At 69.2% G+C, this 18,542-nt stretch carries 14 protein-coding genes and 1 tRNA gene; 9 read left to right on the forward strand and 6 right to left on the reverse strand.

Features of this window, described 5'->3' with window-relative positions; all coding sequences use genetic code 11:
- Nucleotides 1-121: 121 nt before the first annotated feature.
- From ACAZ03_RS06880 to ACAZ03_RS06915, 8 genes are all read left to right on the forward strand, one after another.
- Nucleotides 122-1,063, forward strand: coding sequence for a sugar-binding transcriptional regulator (locus tag ACAZ03_RS06880; RefSeq protein ID WP_373356684.1), 942 nt, complete (start codon nucleotides 122-124; stop codon nucleotides 1,061-1,063).
- Nucleotides 1,064-1,230: 167 nt separating this feature from the next.
- Nucleotides 1,231-2,544 carry a sugar ABC transporter substrate-binding protein gene (locus tag ACAZ03_RS06885; RefSeq protein ID WP_373356685.1) on the forward strand — a complete coding sequence of 438 codons (1,314 nt, stop codon included), beginning with the start codon at nucleotides 1,231-1,233 and terminating at the stop codon, nucleotides 2,542-2,544.
- Nucleotides 2,545-2,767: 223 nt separating this feature from the next.
- Nucleotides 2,768-3,634 (forward strand): carbohydrate ABC transporter permease, encoded by an 867-nt coding sequence (locus tag ACAZ03_RS06890; protein ID WP_373356686.1) that lies wholly within the window; start codon nucleotides 2,768-2,770, stop codon nucleotides 3,632-3,634.
- A gap of 13 nt (nucleotides 3,635-3,647) precedes the next feature.
- Nucleotides 3,648-4,478: a carbohydrate ABC transporter permease gene (locus ACAZ03_RS06895; protein ID WP_373356687.1), complete on the forward strand. Its 831-nt coding sequence runs from the start codon at nucleotides 3,648-3,650 to the stop codon at nucleotides 4,476-4,478.
- Between the two features lie 64 nt (nucleotides 4,479-4,542).
- A complete protein-coding gene (locus tag ACAZ03_RS06900) occupies nucleotides 4,543-5,547 on the forward strand; it encodes an ABC transporter ATP-binding protein (protein ID WP_373356688.1) in 1,005 nt (334 codons plus the stop codon).
- 73 nt (nucleotides 5,548-5,620) lie between these two features.
- Entirely contained in the window at nucleotides 5,621-7,090 is a 1,470-nt protein-coding gene (locus tag ACAZ03_RS06905) for a mannitol dehydrogenase family protein (RefSeq protein WP_373356689.1), read from the forward strand.
- Between the two features lie 5 nt (nucleotides 7,091-7,095).
- Nucleotides 7,096-7,782: an HAD family hydrolase gene (locus ACAZ03_RS06910; protein ID WP_373356690.1), complete on the forward strand. Its 687-nt coding sequence runs from the start codon at nucleotides 7,096-7,098 to the stop codon at nucleotides 7,780-7,782.
- Between the two features lie 34 nt (nucleotides 7,783-7,816).
- Entirely contained in the window at nucleotides 7,817-9,373 is a 1,557-nt protein-coding gene (locus ACAZ03_RS06915; RefSeq protein ID WP_373356692.1) for an FGGY family pentulose kinase, read from the forward strand.
- Between the two features lie 61 nt (nucleotides 9,374-9,434).
- On the opposite strand, the gene ACAZ03_RS06920 is transcribed toward ACAZ03_RS06915, so the two are convergent.
- Nucleotides 9,435-9,509, reverse strand: a tRNA-Asn gene (locus tag ACAZ03_RS06920).
- 59 nt (nucleotides 9,510-9,568) lie between these two features.
- Complete coding sequence (locus ACAZ03_RS06925; RefSeq protein WP_373356693.1) at nucleotides 9,569-10,435, reverse strand: MBL fold metallo-hydrolase; 867 nt, start codon at nucleotides 10,433-10,435, stop codon at nucleotides 9,569-9,571.
- Between the two features lie 36 nt (nucleotides 10,436-10,471).
- Here ACAZ03_RS06925 and ACAZ03_RS06930 point away from each other — a divergent pair, with 36 nt between their 5' ends.
- Nucleotides 10,472-11,797: an ATP-binding protein gene (locus ACAZ03_RS06930; protein WP_373356694.1), complete on the forward strand. Its 1,326-nt coding sequence runs from the start codon at nucleotides 10,472-10,474 to the stop codon at nucleotides 11,795-11,797.
- Nucleotides 11,798-12,010: 213 nt separating this feature from the next.
- Here ACAZ03_RS06930 and ACAZ03_RS06935 read toward each other — a convergent pair whose 3' ends face one another.
- From ACAZ03_RS06935 to glgC, 4 genes are read right to left on the reverse strand one after another with little or no spacing between them, the layout of a single operon-like run.
- Nucleotides 12,011-13,642 (reverse strand): alpha-D-glucose phosphate-specific phosphoglucomutase, encoded by a 1,632-nt coding sequence (locus tag ACAZ03_RS06935; protein ID WP_373356695.1) that lies wholly within the window; start codon nucleotides 13,640-13,642, stop codon nucleotides 12,011-12,013.
- Nucleotides 13,643-13,659: 17 nt separating this feature from the next.
- Nucleotides 13,660-15,762 carry a glycogen debranching protein GlgX gene (gene glgX, locus ACAZ03_RS06940; RefSeq protein WP_373356696.1) on the reverse strand — a complete coding sequence of 701 codons (2,103 nt, stop codon included), beginning with the start codon at nucleotides 15,760-15,762 and terminating at the stop codon, nucleotides 13,660-13,662.
- A complete protein-coding gene (glgA, locus tag ACAZ03_RS06945; RefSeq protein ID WP_373356697.1) occupies nucleotides 15,762-17,195 on the reverse strand; it encodes a glycogen synthase GlgA in 1,434 nt (477 codons plus the stop codon). Before glgA ends, glgX begins: the two co-directional genes overlap by 1 nt.
- A gap of 42 nt (nucleotides 17,196-17,237) precedes the next feature.
- Nucleotides 17,238-18,494: a glucose-1-phosphate adenylyltransferase gene (gene glgC / locus ACAZ03_RS06950; RefSeq protein WP_373356698.1), complete on the reverse strand. Its 1,257-nt coding sequence runs from the start codon at nucleotides 18,492-18,494 to the stop codon at nucleotides 17,238-17,240.
- Nucleotides 18,495-18,542 lie beyond the last annotated feature (48 nt).

Here is an 18,542-nt window from a genome sequence, read left to right on the forward strand (position 1 = left end):
CCGGCCCGGGCGCGCATCCGCACCCGGGCCCCCGGGATTTTTCCTCGGCCGCGACAGGGCGTCGCTTGTCATCGCGGGCGCGGGCCGACACGATGGCGCCCGGGGGAGAACGGGGGCAGGCATGGATTTCGCCGACCGCAGACTGGATGACGCCGCGCGCGCGGCCTGGCTGTCGTATATCGCCGGCAAGAAGCAGGACGAGATCGCCCAGATCATGGGGATCTCGCGGCAATCGGCGCAGAGGCTCATCAGCCAGGCGCAGGCCGCGGGGCTGGTCAAGGTGCGCATCGATCACCCGATCGCCCGCTGCCAGGAGCTCGCCGCCGCGCTGACCGACCGCTACGGGCTGACGCTCTGCGAGGTCGTGCCCAGCCTCACCTCGCCCGAAGCCTCGCTCGCGGCCGTCGCCCAGGCGACCGGCGACATCCTCGAGACATGGCTCATGCGGCCCGAGCCGATGGTCATCGGGCTCGGCACCGGGCGGACGCTCCGGGGCGCCATCGAGCACCTGCCGCATCTCGATTGCGCGCAGCACAAGGTGGTCTCGCTCACCGGCAACATCGCCCCCGACGGCTCAACCGCCTATTACAACGTGCTGTTCACCATCACCGACAAGGTGACGGCCCAGACCTTCCCCATGCCGCTGCCGGTCATCACCTCTTCCCCCGCCGAGCGCGAGGCGCTCCTCGGGCAGGAGATGCTGGCGACGACCCGCGCGCTCGCGCAGCGCACCGATGTGCGCTTCGTCGGCATCGGCACGCTCGGCGAGAAGGCGCCCTTGCGGCTCGACGGTTTCATCACCGAAGCCGATCAGGAGCGGCTGCGCGCCAAGGGCGGGGCGGGCGAGGTCATCGGCTTCGTCTTCGACGCCGAGGGCCAGCTCATCGACGACGAGGTGAACGCCCGGGTGTCCTCCGCCGCGATCACCCCGCCGCCGCAGGCGCCGACCATCGCCGCGGCGCAGGGCCCCGAGAAGGTCACCGCGATTCGTGCGGCTCTCACCGGCGGGCTGGTGAGCGGCCTCGTCACCGACGAAGAAACGGCGGCCGCGCTCAGCGCCTGATCTTCCCGGACTGTTTGATCAACGCTCTCCGACTGTTAGCCGGCACTCCTCATGCCGCGGCGCCGCCCGTGCTGCGCTGCGGCGACGAATCCCTGTTGACCTCGCTCACCCGGATTTGAGAAAAAGCCCGAGAGCGTAGCATTTGCTCAAGACCTTGGGAGGATCTTATGACCAAGACCATCCGCGCCCTTCTGGGCGCCTCCGCGCTGTCTGCCGTCGGCATCGCCGCGGCCGCGCAGGACACCACCCTCACCATCGCCACCGTCAACAACGGCGACATGATCCGCATGCAGGGGCTGGCCGAAGACTTCACGTCTCAGCACCCCGACATCGCCCTCGAGTGGGTGACGCTGGAAGAAAACGTGCTCCGTCAGCGCGTCACGCAGGACATCGCCACCAACGGCGGCCAGTTCGACGTGATGACCATCGGCACCTACGAGGTTCCGATCTGGGGCGCGAACGACTGGCTCGTCTCGCTCGACGACATGCCCGAAGACTGGGATGCCGGTGACATCCTGCCCGCCATCGCCGGCGGCCTGACCGTCGACGGCACGCTCTATGCCGCGCCGTTCTACGGCGAGAGCTCGATGGTGATGTACCGCACCGACCTCATGGAAGAGGCCGGGCTCGAGATGCCGGATGCGCCCACCTGGGAGTTCATCCGCGAAGCCGCCGCGGCGATGACCGACGAAGAGGCCGAGATCTACGGCATTTGCCTCCGCGGCAAGGCCGGCTGGGGCGAGAACATGGCGTTCCTGACGGCCATGGGCAACTCCTTCGGCGCCCGCTGGTTCGACGAGGACTGGACCGCCCAGTTCGACACCGAAGCCTGGGCCAACACGCTCAACTTCTACATGGACCTGATGACCAACTACGGTCCTCCGGGCGCGGCCAACAACGGCTTCAACGAGAACCTCTCGCTGTTCCAGCAGGGCAAGTGCGGCATGTGGATCGACGCCACCGTCGCCGCCTCCTTCGTGACCAACCCGAACGACTCGGAAGTCGCCGACAGCGTCGGCTTCGCGCTGGCCCCCGACAACGGCCTCGGCCGCCGGGGCAACTGGCTCTGGGCCTGGTCGCTGGCGATCCCCGCCGGCACGGATGCCGAAGAGGCCGCCAAGACCTTCATCGCCTGGGCGACGTCCAAGGAGTACACCGCTCTGGTCGCCGAGAACGAAGGCTGGGCGAACGTGCCCCCGGGCACTCGCACCTCGCTCTATGAGAACCAGGAATACCTGGACGCGGCGCCCTTCGCGCAGATGACCCTTGAGTCGATCAACGCCGCCGACCCGACCAACCCGACGGTCGATCCGGTGCCGTATACGGGCGTCCAGTTCGTGGCCATCCCTGAGTTCGCCGGCATCGGCACCCAGGTAGGGCAGGAGTTCTCCGCCGCGCTCGCCGGTCAGCAATCCGTCGAAGAGGCGCTCGAGAACGCCCAGGCGCTGACCACCGACGAGATGGAAGCCGCGGGCTACTGAGCCCCGGCGCCCGCCGGGCGGCCCCACGCCGGGCCGCCCGGCCTTTCACGAGTGACGGGCAGGGAGGCCAGGGGCCTCACCCCCGATTGTCCGAGTAACTGGCAGAGGCGGCCCCGCCGCCCCGCGACAAAGAGGCCGGAGGGCGGATCGCCCGCCCTTCGGGATCGCTCCGGCAGGCCGTAGCTGACGGCGGCCCGACGGAGGTGGAGGGGGAGGACACGTCATGGCAACTCAACACTCGCGGTCTGCGGCACGGGTCATGATGGCCCCGGCCGTCATCCTGCTCCTGGCCTGGATGCTCGTGCCGCTCATCATGACGCTGGTCTTTTCCTTCATGGATTACAGACCCTTGCGCGGCGTCGTGGAATGCTGTGTCGGCTTCGACAATTACGTGCGCTTCGCCACCTCGTCGGCCTTCATCGACTCGGTGATCACGACGCTCGTCATGGTCGCCGGCATCCTCGCCATCACCGTGATCGGCGGCATCCTTCTGGCGCTTCTGCTCGACCAGCCGATATGGGGCCAGGGGATCGTGCGGATCCTCGTGATCGCGCCCTTCTTCGTGATGCCCACCGTCTCGGCGCTGGTCTGGAAGAACATGTTCATGGACCCGGTGAACGGCGTCCTTGCGCATCTGTGGCGCTTCTTCGGGATGCAGCCGCACGACTGGCTGAGCCAGTCGCCTTTGTTCTCGATCATCCTCATCGTCTCGTGGCAATGGCTGCCCTTCGCGACGCTGATCCTGTTGACCGCCATCCAGTCGCTCGACAGCGAGCAGCTCGAGGCGTCGGAGATGGACGGCGCGCCGATGCTGAAGCGCTTCTGGTTCATCGTGCTGCCGCATCTCAGCCGGGCGATCACCGTGGTGATCCTGATCCAGACGATCTTCCTTCTGTCGATCTTCGCCGAGATCTTCGTCACGACCCAGGGCTCCTTCGGCACCCGGACGCTGACCTATCTGATCTACCAGCGCGTGCTGGAGAGCCAGAACGTCGGCCTCGGCTCCGCAGGCGGCATCTTCGCCGTGATCCTCGCCAACATCGTCGCGATCTTCCTGATGCGGATCGTCGGCAAGAACCTCGATACCTGAGGGAGGACAGACCATGGCCCGCGCCGTCTCACCGCAGAAGAAGCTCATCACCACAATCGCCGCCTGGGCGATCGGCATCCTGATCTTCTTCCCGATCCTCTGGACGATCCTCACCAGCTTCAAGACCGAGGGCACCGCCGTCGCCAACCCACCGGTGTTCCTGTTCTTCAACTGGACGCTGGAGAATTACGAAACCGTCCAGGAGCGCTCCAACTACGTCCGCTATCTGTGGAACTCGATCGCCATCGCCGGCGGCTCGACCATCCTCGGGCTCATCGTCGCCGTCCCGGCGGCCTGGTCGATGGCCTTCGTGCCCGGCAAGCGGACCAAGGACATCCTGATGTGGATGCTCTCGACCAAGATGCTGCCGGCGGTGGGGGTGCTCTACCCGATCTACCTCATCAGCATCAAACTGGGGCTGCTCGACAGCAAGGGCGCGCTGATAGTGATCCTGATGCTGATCAACCTGCCGATCATCATCTGGATGCTCTACACCTATTTCCGCGAGATCCCGGGCGAGATCCTCGAGGCGGGGCGGATGGACGGGGCGACGCTCCGCGAGGAGATCCTCTATATCCTCACGCCCATGGCCGTGCCGGGCATCGCCTCGACGCTGCTGCTCAACTTCATTCTCGCCTGGAACGAAGCCTTCTGGACGCTGAACCTCACGGCCGTCAACGCGGCGCCGCTGACGGCCTTCATCGCCAGTTATTCGAGCCCGGAGGGGCTGTTCTTCGCCAAGCTCTCCGCCGCATCGACCATGGCCATCGCACCCATCCTGATCCTCGGCTGGTTCAGCCAGAAGCAGCTTGTGCGCGGCCTGACCTTCGGGGCGGTGAAATGAGCCGCCAGACGCAAATACGGGGAGGGGACCGGGCCGACCGCCTTGGCCCGGAAGGGAGAGAGTAATGGGACGCATTCAACTGAAACAGGTCCGCAAGGCCTTCGGCGAGGTGGAGGTCATCCCGCCCTTGGATCTCGAGATCAACGACGGCGAGTTCGTGGTCTTCGTCGGCCCCTCGGGCTGCGGCAAGTCCACGCTCCTGCGGCTGATTGCCGGGCTCGAGGATGTCTCCTCCGGGGTGATCGAGATCGACGGCGCCGACGCGACCATGGTGCCGCCGTCCAAGCGCGGGCTCGCGATGGTCTTCCAGTCCTACGCGCTCTATCCGCATATGAGCGTGCGCAAGAACATCGCCTTTCCGCTCCGCATGGCCAAGCTCGACAAGGCCGAGCAGGACCGGCGGGTGAATGCCGCGGCGGAGGTGCTGAACCTCGGGCCCTATCTCGACCGGCGGCCGGGGCAGCTTTCGGGCGGCCAGCGCCAGCGAGTCGCCATCGGCCGGGCCATCGTGCGCGAGCCGGCGGCCTTCCTCTTCGACGAGCCGCTCTCCAACCTCGACGCGGCGCTTCGCGTCGGCATGCGGCTGGAGATCTCGGAGCTGCACGAGCGGCTCGAGACGACGATGATCTACGTCACGCACGACCAGGTGGAGGCCATGACCATGGCCGACAAGATCGTCGTGCTGCAGGCCGGCAATATCGAGCAGGTGGGCAGCCCGCTGACGCTCTACCGCGAGCCGCGCAACCTCTTCGTCGCGGGCTTCATCGGCAGCCCGAAGATGAACCTCCTGACCGGCCCCGAGGCCGAAAAGCGTGGCGCCAAGACCATCGGAATCCGGCCCGAGCACATCACGCCGTCCTCCTCGGGGGGTGATTGGGCCGGCAAGGTGGGGGTGTCGGAGCATCTCGGCTCCGACACCTTCTTCCACGTCCATCTCGAGGGCCGCGAGGAGCCGATGACCGTTCGCGCCGTCGGCGAGGTCGATCTCCACCATGGCGACCCCATCTGGCTGACGCCGGAGGAGGAGCATATCCACCGCTTCGACGCGGCGGGTCTGCGCATCGCCTGACCAGAGCCATCGGGCGTCCGGGGCCTCTCCCCCCGGGCGCTCACCTCGTTTTCTTGCCAGTCTGGAACATCCCATGTCGGTGACCCTGTCCCTGTCGAACCTGGACGCCCTGCCGGAGGGCGTCCGCCGCCCCGCCTATGGCCGCGACGCGCTGTCCGCCGGCATCCTGCATTTCGGCGTGGGCAACTTTCACAGGGCGCATCAGGCGATGTATCTGGCCCGGCTCTTCGACAAGGGCCTCAGCCGCGACTGGGCGCTGGTCGGGGCCGGTGTCTTCGAGGGCGAGAAGAAGGGCAGGGCGGTGCTTGAGGCGCAGGACTGGCTGACGACGCTCGTCGAGCAGGAAGCGGAGGGCAGCACGGCCCATGTGCTCGGCTCGATGATCGATTTCGTCGAGCCGGCCGACGCGCCGGCGATCATCGCCCGGATGGCCAAGGAGGATATCCGTATCGTCTCTCTGACGATCACCGAGGGCGGGTATTTCCTCGATTCCAAGGATGATTTCGACCCCGAGCACCCGGCGATCAAGGAAGATGCGGCCGACCCGGCGCATCCGAAGACCGTCTTCGGCATGATCCTCGCCGGGCTCCGCGCCCGCCGCGACGCGGGCCTCGCCCCCTTCACCATCATGTGCTGCGACAACATCCCCCATAACGGCGCGGTCACCCGGCGGACCCTCGCGGGGCTCGCGCGCCTCTCCGAACCGGGCTTCGCCACCTGGATCGAGGAGAACGTGCATTTCCCCAATGGCATGGTCGACCGGATCACCCCGGCAACAGGCGACCGCGAGCGGCAGATCCTCGCCGAGGAGTTCGGCGTCACCGACGGCTGGCCGGTCTTCTGCGAGGGCTTCGTGCAATGGGTGCTGGAGGACGACTTCCCCCTCGGCCGCCCGGCCTTCGAGGCGGTCGGCGTGCAATTCGTGCCCGATGTCGCCCCCTTCGAGCTGATGAAGCTGCGCATCCTCAACGGCGGCCATGCGACCATCGCCTATCCGGGCGGGCTGATGGACATCCATTTCGTCCATGAGGCGATGGAGCATCCGCTCATCCGTGCCTTTCTGCGGAAGGTCGAGGAGGAGGACATCATCCCGACCGTCCCCCCGGTGCCGGGCACAGACCTGCACGAGTATTTCGACCTGATCGAGCGGCGCTTCTCGAATCCCAAGATCGGCGACACGATCCGGCGGCTCTGCCTCGACGGCTCCAACCGCCAGCCGAAGTTCATCGTGCCCGTCATCCGCGACGCTCTGGCGCGGGGCGGCTCCGTCGCCGGATTGGCGCTCGAATCCGCGCTCTGGTGCCGCTACTGTGCCGGCACAACCGATGACGGCGCCGAGATCGCTCCCAACGATCCGAGCTGGGACAGGCTCGTCCCCGTGGCGCGGCAAGCGAAGGAGCGGCCGCAGGCGTGGCTGGAGATGACAACGATCTACGGCAACCTCGGGGAGGATCCCCGGTTCGCGGAGGCCTTCGGCGCCTGGCTGCGCCGTCTCTGGGCGGAGGGGACGGAGGCGACGCTCAGGGCCTATCTGGACGGCTGAGCCCGATGGCGGCCTCTGACCGGCTCCCGGGTCCGCCCCCCGCGCTCGTCATCTTCGATTGCGACGGCGTGCTCGTCGACAGCGAGCCGATCTCGCTCGCGGTCACGCTGGACATGCTGGCCGAGGCGGGGCTCAGCCTCTCGCCCCGCGAGGGCTATGACGAGCTGCTCGGCCGCTCGCTTTCCACCATCTCCGCCTGGGCGGCGGCGCGGGGCGTCACGGTGACGCCGGCCCATATCGCCGCGCAGCGCGAGCGGCTCTTCGCCCGCTTCCGCGAAGAGCTGGCGCCGGTGCCCGGGGTGGCGGAGGCTGTGGCGGCGCTGCCCTGGCCGGTCTGCGTCGCCTCCTCCTCCCAGCCCGACCGCATCGCGCTCAGCCTCGAGATCACCGAGCTCCTGCCGCTCTTCACCCACCGCTTCAGCGCCTCGATGGTGGCGAACGGCAAGCCGGCGCCCGATCTCTTCCTCCTCGCGGCGGAGGTGATGGGCGTCGCGCCCGAGGCCGCGGTCGTCATCGAGGACAGCCCCGCCGGCATCGCGGCGGCGCGGGCGGCGGGGATGCGGGTGGTCGGCTTCACCGGCGGCGCCCATGCCGGGCCCGCCGGTCTCACCGAGGCGGTTGCAAATTCCGCCCCCGACGCCATCATCGGCGCGATGGCCGACCTGCCGGGTCTGCTCGGCGCCAGCGGCTGACGCGCCCCGGGGATCACGGGGGCGGGGAGGGGTGATGTCAGGCTACATCTGTGCCGTGGATGTGGGGACGCGTAGTGCCCGCGCCGGGCTCTTCGACGCCACCGGCCGGATGCTGGCGCGCGAGGTCGCGGGCTTCCGCGTCCATGAGGAGGGGCCGGAGCGCGCCGAATACGCGTCCGACGACATCTGGGCCTCGGTCTGCGCCGCCGTCCGGCAGGTGCGCGAGCGCGCCGGTGTGGCGGCGGAGGAGGTGCGCGCCCTCGCCTTCGATGCCACCTGCTCGCTGGTCCTGCAGGATGCCGACGGCGCCCCCCTGCCGCTCGGCCCCGGCGGCCGCGACACCATCGCCTGGTTCGACCACCGCGCCACGGCCGAGGCGGCAGAGGCCTCCGCCACCGGCCATGCGCTCATCCGCCACCACGGCGGCGCCCTCTCGCCCGAGATGCAGACGCCGAAGCTCATGTGGCTGAAGCGGCACCGGCCGGAGCTCTGGGAGCATCTCGCCTTTGCGCGCGACCTGACGGACCATCTGGTGGCGCGGGCGACCGGCCACCGCATTGCCTCCGCCTGCACGCTCTCGGCCAAATGGCCCTATTTGCCGGAGGCGGGCGGCTGGCAGCACGACCTTCTGGCAGAGCTCGGACTGGAGGATCTCATCACCCGCGCGGCCCTGCCGCAGGAGGCGACGCCGGTCGGCGCCCAGGCCGGCACGCTCACCGGCGCCGCTGCCGCCTCGCTCCGCCTCGCGGTCGGCACGCCCGTCGCCGTGGGGCTGGTCGACGCCTATGCCGGCGCGCTCGGCTGCCTGGCCGCGGCGGGGGAGGACGGGCGGGGCCTGACGCTGATCGCCGGCACCTCGATCAGCCTGATGGCGGTCACCGATGCGCCGGTCTTCGCGCCCGGCATCTGGGGCCCGTTCCGCGATGCGGTGCTACCGGGGCTCTGGTGCTCCGAGGGCGGGCAATCGGCGGCGGGGGCGCTCCTCGACTATGTGCTCGACCTCTGGCCCGGCCATTCCGCCGCCGCGCATCCGGCGCATGACGCGGTGCTCGACCGGATCGAGATCCTGCTCAGGGAGCAGGGCCCCGGCTTCGGCCGGCCGATCCACGTGCTCCCCGATTTCCGCGGCAACCGCTCGCCGCTCGCCGACAGCGCCAGCCGCGGCGTCATCGCCGGGCTGACGCTCGACCGCAGCTTCGACGGGCTCTGCGCGCTCTACTGGCGGGCCGCGGTGGGGCTCGCCCTCGGCGCCCGGCAGATCCTCGGCCACATGGCCGAGGCCGGGCTCGCCGCCGAGCGGCTGGCCATCGTCGGCGGCCTGACGCGTTCGGCCCTCATCTCGCAGCTCTACGCCGATGCGACGGGGCTGCAGGTCCACCGCCCCGAGGTCCGCGACGCCGTGCTCCTCGGCACCGCCATGGCCGGCGCCGTGGCCGCCGGCCTGCAGCCCAGCCTCGCCACCGCCGCCCGCGCCATGGCCGGCGCGGTCGAGAGCTTCACCCCCGACCCGGGGAGGGCCGCGGAATACGAGCGGGATTACAGGGCCTTCCGCCTGATGCAGGCGCAAAGGGAGGCGCTGGCGGCGGTGTGAGGGGGGCGTGGCGACAGCCACAAAAAAGCCCTCCACGGCGCTTGCCAGGAGGGCTGTTTTTTGGCTCCGGCGGTAGGGATCGAACCTACGACCAATTGATTAACAGTCAACTGCTCTACCGCTGAGCTACGCCGGACCACCGGCGGCGATATAGCAATGGGGGCGGGGGGTGTAAACGGGGCCGGGGCGAAAAAATCATAGGCGGTGGAAGCGGGCGTCCGGGGTGAGGGGGCCTTCGGGGCGGGCCAGATTTCTTTCCGTCAGATCAATGAGATGCGCGAGGACGTTGCGGGCGGCGGCGGGCAGCATCGCGGGGGGCAGGCCGGCGTAGAGCCGGGCCGCGAGCTCCTGCGGGCTCGCCGGGGTGGCGGCGAGGGCGGCGCGGATCTCTGCCTCGCGGGCGGCGCGGTGGTCGAGGAGCCAGGAGAGCCGGGCCGCGCCGGCCTCGACGACGTCGCCATGGCCGGGGAGGAGGCGCCCGGGCCCCAGCGCCAGCAGCCGCCGGCATGAGGCGCGGAACTGCGCGACGTCGCCGTCGGGCGGCGAGATGAGAGAGGAGGCCCAGCCCATGGCGAGGTCGCCGGTGAAGATGTCGTCCCCCAGGCGGAAGCTCAGATGGGCGCCCATGTGGCCGGGGGTCCAGAGCGCCTCCAGCGCCCAGCCGGGGCCCGAGATCACCTCGCCATCCGCGAGCCGGCGGTCGGGGCAGAAGGCCGCGTCCGCTCCCTCGCCGCCGCCCGTCAGCCCCTCCGCCGCCAGCCGGGCCATGACCGGCGAGCGGCCCTCCGCCGCGCCGCCATGGGCCATCACCGGGGCGCCGGTCGCCTCGGCCAGGGCCGGCGCCAGGGCGGAATGGTCGAGATGCGGATGCGTCACGAGGATCGCCGCGACCGGCCGGCCCCCGATCGCGGCCGTGAGCGCCGCCAGATGCGCCTCATCCGCCGGCCCGGGGTCGATCACCGCGAGCACCTCGCGTCCGATGAGCCAGGTGTTGGTGCCCCGCTCGGTCATCGGCGAGGGGTTGGGCGCGACGAGGCGGCGGACCTCCGGTACACCGCTCACCCTTCCGCTCCCGCCATGGCGGCGCTAGCCTTCGGCATGTTTCTCACCCGGGCCAAACCCCTTCTGCCGCGCGGCCTTTACGGGCGGGCGGCGCTTATCCTGATCCTGCCTGTCGTGCTTCTGCAGCTTTTCGTCTCCGTCAGCTTTGTCCAGCGCCATTACGAGGGGGTGACCGAGCAGATGACCCGCTCGATCCTCTATGACCTCGGGCTCGTGACGGAGGAGCTGGCCGCCGCGCCCTCCCTCGCCGCCGCGCAGCTCCGGGCCGGCGAGCTCGGGCGGGCGCTGCAGATCGCCATCGCGCTGCCCGTGGCGGATGCGCCGGCGGAGGACTGGCGCCAGCCCTGGGATCTCTCTGCCCGCGTCGTGACCGAGATGGCCGGCGCGGCGCTGCCCGGCTTCACGGCGATCAGCTTTCAGGACAAGCGGCGCGTGCGGCTCTGGCTCTCGACCGAGAGGGGGGAGATGCGGGTGACTTTCCGGCGGACGCGCGTCTCGGCCTCCAACCCGCATCAGCTGCTCCTCTGGACCATCGTCTTCGGGCTCCTCTTCGCGATGATCGCCTATGCGTTCCTGCGCAGCCAGCTTCGCCCGATCAAGCGCCTCGCGGCGGCGGCGAGCGCCTATGGCAAGGGCCGCGTGCTGCCCTACCGGCCCGGCGGCGCGGTGGAGGTGCATCAGGCGGGGCAGGCCTTCGTCGACATGCGGGACCGGATCGAGGCGCAGCGCGAGGCGCGGGTGCTCATGCTCTCAGGCATCAGCCATGACCTCCGGACGCCGCTGACGCGCCTGCATCTCGGGCTGGAGCTCATGAGCGAGGAGGAGGCGGAGCCGCTCCGCCGCGACGTGCGCGACATGGAGCGGATGGTGGCGGCCTTCCTCGATTTCGCCCGGGGGGATTCGGGCGATGTGGAGGAGGAGGTGCAGCCCGCCGAGCTCCTCGCCCGCGCGGCGGAGGATGCGGCGCGGGGCGGCGGGGCGGTGACGCTGGGCGAGAGCCCGGCGCTTGGTCCGGCGCGGCTCCGGCCGATGGCAATCCGCCGGGCGCTCGGCAACCTCATCGGCAATGCTCTGCGGCACGGGAAGGAGGTCCGCCTGTCGCTGGAGGCGGGGGAGGGCTGGCTGGCCTTCGTGGTCGAGGACGACGGCCCCGGCATCCCGGAGGCGCAGCGCGAGGAGGCCATGCGCCCCTTCGCGCGGCTCGACCCGGCGCGGAGCCAGTCTCCGGGCGATGTGGGGGGCGCCGGCGTGGGGCTCGGGCTCGCCATCGTGGACGACATCGCGCGGAGCCACGGCGGGCGGCTCGTGCTCGGCACCTCCGCGCTCGGCGGGCTCCGGGCGGAGATGCGGATCGCTCGGTAGGGCGGGAGGGCAGGCAGGAGACGGCCCAGGTGGTGAGGGCTCCGCACCAATCGCAAGGCCACACGCGCGGGGGTAGAAGGCGGCGGCGAAGGTGGGTTACAAACCCACCCTACGCGAGGCCCGAAGGCCGCGCCCCTTTTCGGGGTGATCACCTAGGCGGCGACGGTCCCGGCCGCGGAAGGTGGGTTACAAACCCACCCTGCGCCGTGTCCCTCAAGTGATCACGTTCGGCCCGTCGCGGCCGGAGCGGGCCTTGATGCCGGCGAGGGCCTCGGCGGCGGCGATGACCGGGGCGAGCGCCTCCTGGGGGTCGTCGCCGAGCTTCGCCGGATCGGTCTCCAGCCGCTCCAGATAGAGCCGGATCGTCGCGCCGACGGTGCCGGTGCCGGAGAGGCGGATGACCGCGCGCCCGCCGCCCTCGAAGCCGAAGATCAGCCCCTGCCGCTCGGAGCGGGAGCCGTCCACCGGGTCGTCATAGGCGAATTCCTCCGCGCTCTCGACCGTCAGCCCGCCGACCTTCTGCCCCGGCAGCGTTCCGAGCTGCTCGCGGAGCTCCTCCACCATCTCGCCCGCCACCCCGGCATCGACATCCTCGTAATCGTGGCGCGAGTAGTAGTTGCGGCCGTATCGTTGCCAATGCGCTTCCATCAGCTCGGCCACCGACTTGCCCGACGCGGCGAGGATGTTGAGCCACAGGAGCACGGCCCAGAGACCGTCCTTCTCGCGAACATGGTCGGAGCCGGTGCCGGCGCTTTCCTCGCCGCAGAGCGTGGCGCGGCCGGCGTCGAGGAGGTTGCCGAAGAACTTCCAGCCGGTGGGGGTCTCGTAGCAGGAGATGCCCATCGCCTCCGCCACCCGGTCGACCGCCGCCGAGGTGGGCATCGAGCGGGCGACGCCCTTCAGCCCGCCTTCATAGGCGGGGGCCAGATGCGCATTGGCCGCCAGCACCGCCAGCGAGTCGGAGGGGGTGATGTAAATGCCTTTCCCGAGGATCATGTTCCGGTCGCCGTCGCCGTCGGAGGCGGCGCCGAAATCGGGGGCGTCCTCACTCATCATCCGGTCGACCAGGGGCTTTGCCCAGATCGGGTTGGGGTCGGGGTGGCCGCCGCCGAAATCGGGCTTGGGCTCGGCATTAATGACGGTGCCCGGCGCGGCGCCGAGCCTGCCCTCGAGGATCGCCTTCGCATAGGGGCCGGTCACCGCATGCATCGCATCGAAGACCATGGAGAAGCCGCCCTTGAAGAGCGCCTCCAGCGCGTCGAAGTCGAAGAGCTCCTCCATCAGCGCCGCGTAATCCTCGACCGGATCGACGATCTCGATCTCCATCCTGCCGAGCCGCGCCTGGCCGGGCGCGGAGAGGTCCACGTCCGCCGTCTCGGCGATCTTGTAGCGCGTCAGGGTCTGCGTCGCCGCATGGATGCGGTCGCTGACGCCCTCCGTCGCCGGGCCGCCGTTCGGCATGTTGTATTTCAGGCCGAAATCCTCCTCCGGCCCGCCGGGGTTGTGGCTGGCCGAGAGGATCAGCCCGCCATCGGTGCCCCGCTTGCGGATGAGGTGCGAGGCGGCGGGCGTCGACATCAGCGCGCCCACCCCGACGATCACCTTCGCCGCGCCGTTGGCGGCGGCCATGCGCAGGATCACCTGGGCCGCCTGGGCGTTGAAATAGCGCCCGTCGCCGCCGAGGACGAGCACCTTGCCGCCCACGCCGCCGATGCCGTCGAAGATGGATTGCACATAGTTTTCAAGGTAATGCGGGGACATGAAGACATGCGTCTTCTTCCTCAGCCCCGACGTGCCGGGCTTTTGCCCCTCGATCGGCCGTGTCTCGATCTCGAGAATCTCCATGAGACCTTCCCCCGTGTTCAGTTACGCTTTGCCGTCGTCTCTTCCTGCACGAAGACGACGACGGAACTCTCCCTGACCCGCGCCACCTCGCGCGCCGGCTTCGGGCCGGCATAGGGGCGGGCGGTGTCGATATGGCGGACCCAGCGGCGCCCCTCGGGCGGCGGCGGCAGGGTGACGTTGACGCCCGCGCCGCCATTGTACACGCACAGGATCGCATGTTCCTGCGTCGCATATTCGGGGGTGCCCGAGGCGGTGCGCAATTCCGAGACGATGCAGCGCAGATCCGGCTGCGCCCAATCCTCCTCGCCCATCACCTCGCCGTCCGGGCGCCGCCAGAAGAGGTCGGGCTTGCCGTCGATGAGCCGGGGGCGGGAATGCAGGAAGCGCTTCTGCCGCAGGATCGGGTGATCCTTGCGGAAGGTGATGAGCTTTTGCACGAAGGCGAGGAAGTCGGGATCCGCCGCGCCCCAGTCCACCCAGCCGATCTCGTTGTCCTGGCAATAGGCGTTGTTGTTGCCGCGCTGGGAATTGCCCAGCTCGTCGCCGGCGAGGATCATGGGCGTGCCCTGGCTGAACAGCAGCGTCGCCAGCATGTTGCGCCGGCGGAGCGCGCGGGCGGCGCGGCGGGCCTTGTCGGTCGTCGGCCCTTCCTCGCCCATGTTGTCGGAGAGGTTCTCCGAATGGCCGTCGCGGTTCTCCTCGCCATTGGCCTCGTTGTGCTTCTCGGCGTAGCTCACCACGTCCATCAGCGTGAAGCCGTCATGGGCCGTCAGGAAGTTGACGGAGGAGGTGGCGGGCCGCGTGTCGTGGTCGAACTGCTGGGCCGAGCCGGTCAGCCGGTTGGCGAGCCGCGGCGCATGGCCGGCATCGCCCCGCCAGAAGGCGCGGACCTCGTCGCGGAACTTGTCGTTCCATTCCGAGAAGGGCGGCGGGAAGGCGCCGAGCTGGTAGCCGCCGGGGCCGATGTCCCAGGGCTCGGCGATGAGCTTGACGCGGCTCAGCACCGGGTCCTGCCGGATCGCGTCGAAGAAGGCCGCGCCGCGGTCGAAGCCGCCTTCCTCCGTCCGCCCCAGCGTCGAGCAGAGGTCGAAGCGGAAGCCGTCGACATGCATGATCTCGACCCAGTAGCGGAGGCTGTCCATGATCATCCGCAGGACCATCGGATGGTCGACGTTCAGCGTGTTCCCCGTGCCGGTGTCGTTGATGTAATAGCGCGGCGTCTCGGCGAGTCGGTAGTAGGAGGCGTTGTCGAGCCCCTTGAAGCTCAGCGTCGGCCCGAGCTGGTTGCCCTCCGCCGTGTGGTTGTAGACCACGTCGAGGATCACCTCGATCCCGGCGGCATGGAGCCGGGCGACCATGTGCTGGAACTCGCCGATGTCTTTCGTCGCCATGTAGCGCGGCTCCGGGGCGAAGAAGCCGATGGACATGTAGCCCCAGTAGTTCTTCAGCCCCTTGTCGAGCAGGAAGCGGTCATCGATGAAGGCATGGACGGGCAAGAGCTCGATGGCGGTGATGCCGAGCTTCACCAGATGGTCGATCACCGGGTCGGAGGCGAGGGCGAGGTAGGTGCCGGGCCAGGCCGTGCCGGGCTTCGCCGCCGTCAGCCCCTTCACATGCGCCTCGTAGATGATCGTCTCGTGCAGCGGCGTGCGCGGCGCGCGGTCGTTGCCCCAGGAGAAGCAGGGGTCCACCACGATGGATTTCGGCATGTAGGGGGCCGAGTTGCGGGTGTCGAACGTCAGGTCCTTGTGCATGGCGCTGACGTCGTAGCCCATCAGCGCATCGTGCCAGCGAGGCGCGCCCGAGAGCTTCTTGGCATAGGGGTCGATGAGCAGCTTGTGCGGGTTGAACCGGTGCCCCTCGTCCGGCCGGTAGGGGCCATGGGCGCGGTAGCCGTAATGCTGCCCGGGGCGGATGCCGGTCAGATAGCCGTGCCAGACATGGCCGTCATGCTCGGGCAGGTCGATGGTCAGCGTCTCGTCCTTGCCGTCCTCCGAGAAGAGGCAGAGCGTCATCCGCGTCGCATGTTCCGAGAAGACGGCGAAGTTGACGCCCTCGCCGTCGAAGGTGGCGCCGAGCGGCGTGGCCCGTCCGGGCTTGATGGCAAAGCGGCCGGGCATCAGCGGGCCCCGACCTCGTCATAGAGCCGCGCATAGGCGGCGGCGGAGCCCGCCCAGCCGACGGGCTGCGCCATGCCGTTCTTCTGCATCTGGCGGAAGGTCGGGCCGGCCTCGTAGAGGTCGCAGAGCCGCGAGAGGGCGTTCTTCAGCCCCTCGGCATCGGCCGGCCAGAACTGCAGGCCAGTGGCGACGCCGCGCTCCAGCGCCATGGGCGAGGCGTTGATCACGGTGTCTGCCAGCCCGCCGGTGAGGGCGACGAGCGGCACGGTGCCGTAGCGCAGGCCATACATCTGCGTCAGCCCGCAGGGCTCGAAGCGCGAGGGCACGAGGATGGTATCGGCGCCGGCCATCATCCGGTGCGAGAGCGCCTCGTCATAGCCGATGCGCACGGCGACATTGTCATGCGCCGCGGCGGCGTCGTTCAGCGCCGCTTCCATCGACCGGTGGCCCGAGCCGAGAAGCGCGAGCTGGCCGCCGCGCTCCAGGAGCACCGGCAGCGCCTCGATGAGAAGGTCGATGCCCTTCTGTTCGGTCAGGCGCGAGACGACGATGCAGAGCGGGCCGGCGGCCTCGCCGAGCCCGAATTCCTCGCGGAGCGCCGCCTTGTTGGCGGCCTTGCCGCGCGGCCTGGTGTAGGGCGCGGGGATCAGCGCGTCCTCGCCGGGGTTCCATGTCGCGTCGTCGATGCCGTTGAGAATGCCGGCAAGGTCGGCACGCCGCTCGCGCATCACCCCGTCGAGCCCCATGCCGAATTCGGGCCGCATCAGCTCGTTGGCATAGGTGGGCGAGACGGTCGTGAGCTTGTCGCAGGCCGTGAGCCCGGCCTTCAGCATCGAGACCTGGCCCCAGTATTCGAAGCCGCCTTGCGTATAGCGGCCGGGATCGAGCCGCAGATCCTCGAGCCGATGGGCGGGGACGAGGCCCTGGAAGGCGATGTTGTGGATCGTCAGGATCGTGCCGACATCGCTGACTCCCTGCTTCGCCAGATGGTCCGCCACCAGCCCGGCCTGCCAGTCATGTGCGTGGATCACCGACGGCCGCCAGCCGGGCAGGGCGCCCCCGGCGATGCGCGCGGCGATCCAGCTCAGCGCCGCGAAGCGCTCGGGATTGTCGGGCCAGTCGCGCCCCTCGGGGTCGAGATAGGGCCCGCACTCGCGCGCATAGAGATGCGGCGCCTCGATGGCGAGAATGTCGAGCCCCGCCGCCTGGCCGGCGACGACCCGCGCCGGGCCGCCGAAGAGCTCGGGCTCGTCGAGGAGCGTGCCGGAGGCGGCGCCGAGCGCGGCCATGACCTTGGGATAGCCCGGCAGCAGCGTCAGCACCCGGACGCCCTCGCCCTTCAGTGCTGCCGGAAGGGCGCCGACGACATCGGCGAGCCCCCCCGTCTTCACCAGCGGCGCGCATTCCGACGCCACCGAAAGCACGTCTCTCACAAGGTCTTCCCCGTTTCTCGGCCCCGGTCCGCCGGGGCTCGCCTATTGCGCCTCGGCGCGCCGGTCGAGCATCGCCTGGGTGATCAAGGTCACGCCACGCTCCGTGACGCGGAACCACTTGGCATCCTCGTCCGGATCCTCTCCGACGACCAGCCCCTCGGGGATGGTCACGGCCCTGTCGATCACGACACGCCGGAGCCGCGCCGAACGATTGACCGTCACATATGGCAGGACAACGGCATGATCGAGGACAGCGTAGGAATTCGTGTGCACCTGCGTGAAAAGCAGCGAATTGCGGACCTCGGTGCCAGAAATCACGCAGCCGCCGGACACCATGGACGAGATGGCGACGCCGCGCCTGTCCTTCTCGTCATGGATGAATTTCGCCGGCGGGGCGCCTTCGGAATAGGTCCAGATCGGCCATTGCGTGTCCCAGAGGTTGAGATCGGGGTCGAAATTCGTGAGGTCGATATTGGCCTGGTGGAAGGCATCGACGGTGCCGACATCCTTCCAGTAGGCGGGGCGGCCCGGGTCGCGCACGCAGCTGTCGTCGAAGCGATGCGCCATGGCCTTGCCACCTTTCACGAGGTCGGGAATCAGGTCATTGCCGAAATCGTGGGAGGAGTTGGGGTCCTCCGCATCGCGCACCAGGAGGTCGCGCAGGAGGCTCCAGTTGAAGACGTAGATCCCCATCGAGGCCAGCGCCTTGTCCGGCTCGCCGGGGATGCCGGGCGGGTCGGCGGGCTTTTCGAGGAAGGAGGTGATGCGGTCGGTCTCGTCGACATGCATGACGCCGAAGGCCGAGGCCTCTTCGCGCGGCACCGAGAGGCAGCCGATGGTGACGTCGGCGCCGCTTTCGACATGCTGGCGGAGCATGACCTCGTAATCCATCTTGTAGATGTGGTCGCCCGCGAGAATGATCACGTAATCAACGTCGTAGCTGTCGACGATATCGACGTTCTGGGTGACGGCATCGGCCGTGCCGCGATACCAGGAATTCTCGTCCATCCGCTGGCTGGCGGGCAGGATGTCGAGGAACTCGTTGCGCTCGGCGCGGAAGAAGTTCCACCCCCGCTGGACATGGCGGATGAGGCTGTGGGCCTTGTATTGCGTCGCCACCGCGACCTTGCGGATGCCGGAATTCATGGCGTTCGACAGGGCGAAGTCGATGATCCGCGCCTTGCCGCCGAAATAGACGGCCGGCTTTACGCGGTAATCCGTCAGCTCCTTCAGCCGCGAGCCGCGGCCGCCGGCGAGGACGAAGGCCATGGAGCGCTGGGTCAGTCGTCTCGATTCCATTCTGTCTCCTCCCTTGAGCGCCCCGTTCTGCGGGGCTTATGAGTGCAA

Origin of the sequence: Pseudoroseicyclus sp. CXY001, assembly GCF_041714655.1 — a bacterium.
Lineage (GTDB): Bacteria > Pseudomonadota > Alphaproteobacteria > Rhodobacterales > Rhodobacteraceae > Pseudoroseicyclus_A.

Coding starts and splice junctions, on each gene's coding strand:
- ACAZ03_RS06895 (WP_373356687.1), top strand. CDS start 3,648: ATGGCCCGCGCCGTCTCACCGCAGAAGAAGCTCATCACCACAATCGCC.
- ACAZ03_RS06900 (WP_373356688.1), top strand. CDS start 4,543: ATGGGACGCATTCAACTGAAACAGGTCCGCAAGGCCTTCGGCGAGGTG.
- ACAZ03_RS06915 (WP_373356692.1), top strand. CDS start 7,817: ATGTCAGGCTACATCTGTGCCGTGGATGTGGGGACGCGTAGTGCCCGC.
- ACAZ03_RS06930 (WP_373356694.1), top strand. CDS start 10,472: ATGTTTCTCACCCGGGCCAAACCCCTTCTGCCGCGCGGCCTTTACGGG.
- ACAZ03_RS06890 (WP_373356686.1), top strand. CDS start 2,768: ATGGCAACTCAACACTCGCGGTCTGCGGCACGGGTCATGATGGCCCCG.
- glgC (WP_373356698.1), bottom strand. CDS start 18,494: ATGGAATCGAGACGACTGACCCAGCGCTCCATGGCCTTCGTCCTCGCC.
- ACAZ03_RS06880 (WP_373356684.1), top strand. CDS start 122: ATGGATTTCGCCGACCGCAGACTGGATGACGCCGCGCGCGCGGCCTGG.
- ACAZ03_RS06905 (WP_373356689.1), top strand. CDS start 5,621: ATGTCGGTGACCCTGTCCCTGTCGAACCTGGACGCCCTGCCGGAGGGC.
- glgX (WP_373356696.1), bottom strand. CDS start 15,762: ATGCCCGGCCGCTTTGCCATCAAGCCCGGACGGGCCACGCCGCTCGGC.
- ACAZ03_RS06935 (WP_373356695.1), bottom strand. CDS start 13,642: ATGGAGATTCTCGAGATCGAGACACGGCCGATCGAGGGGCAAAAGCCC.
- ACAZ03_RS06910 (WP_373356690.1), top strand. CDS start 7,096: ATGGCGGCCTCTGACCGGCTCCCGGGTCCGCCCCCCGCGCTCGTCATC.
- ACAZ03_RS06885 (WP_373356685.1), top strand. CDS start 1,231: ATGACCAAGACCATCCGCGCCCTTCTGGGCGCCTCCGCGCTGTCTGCC.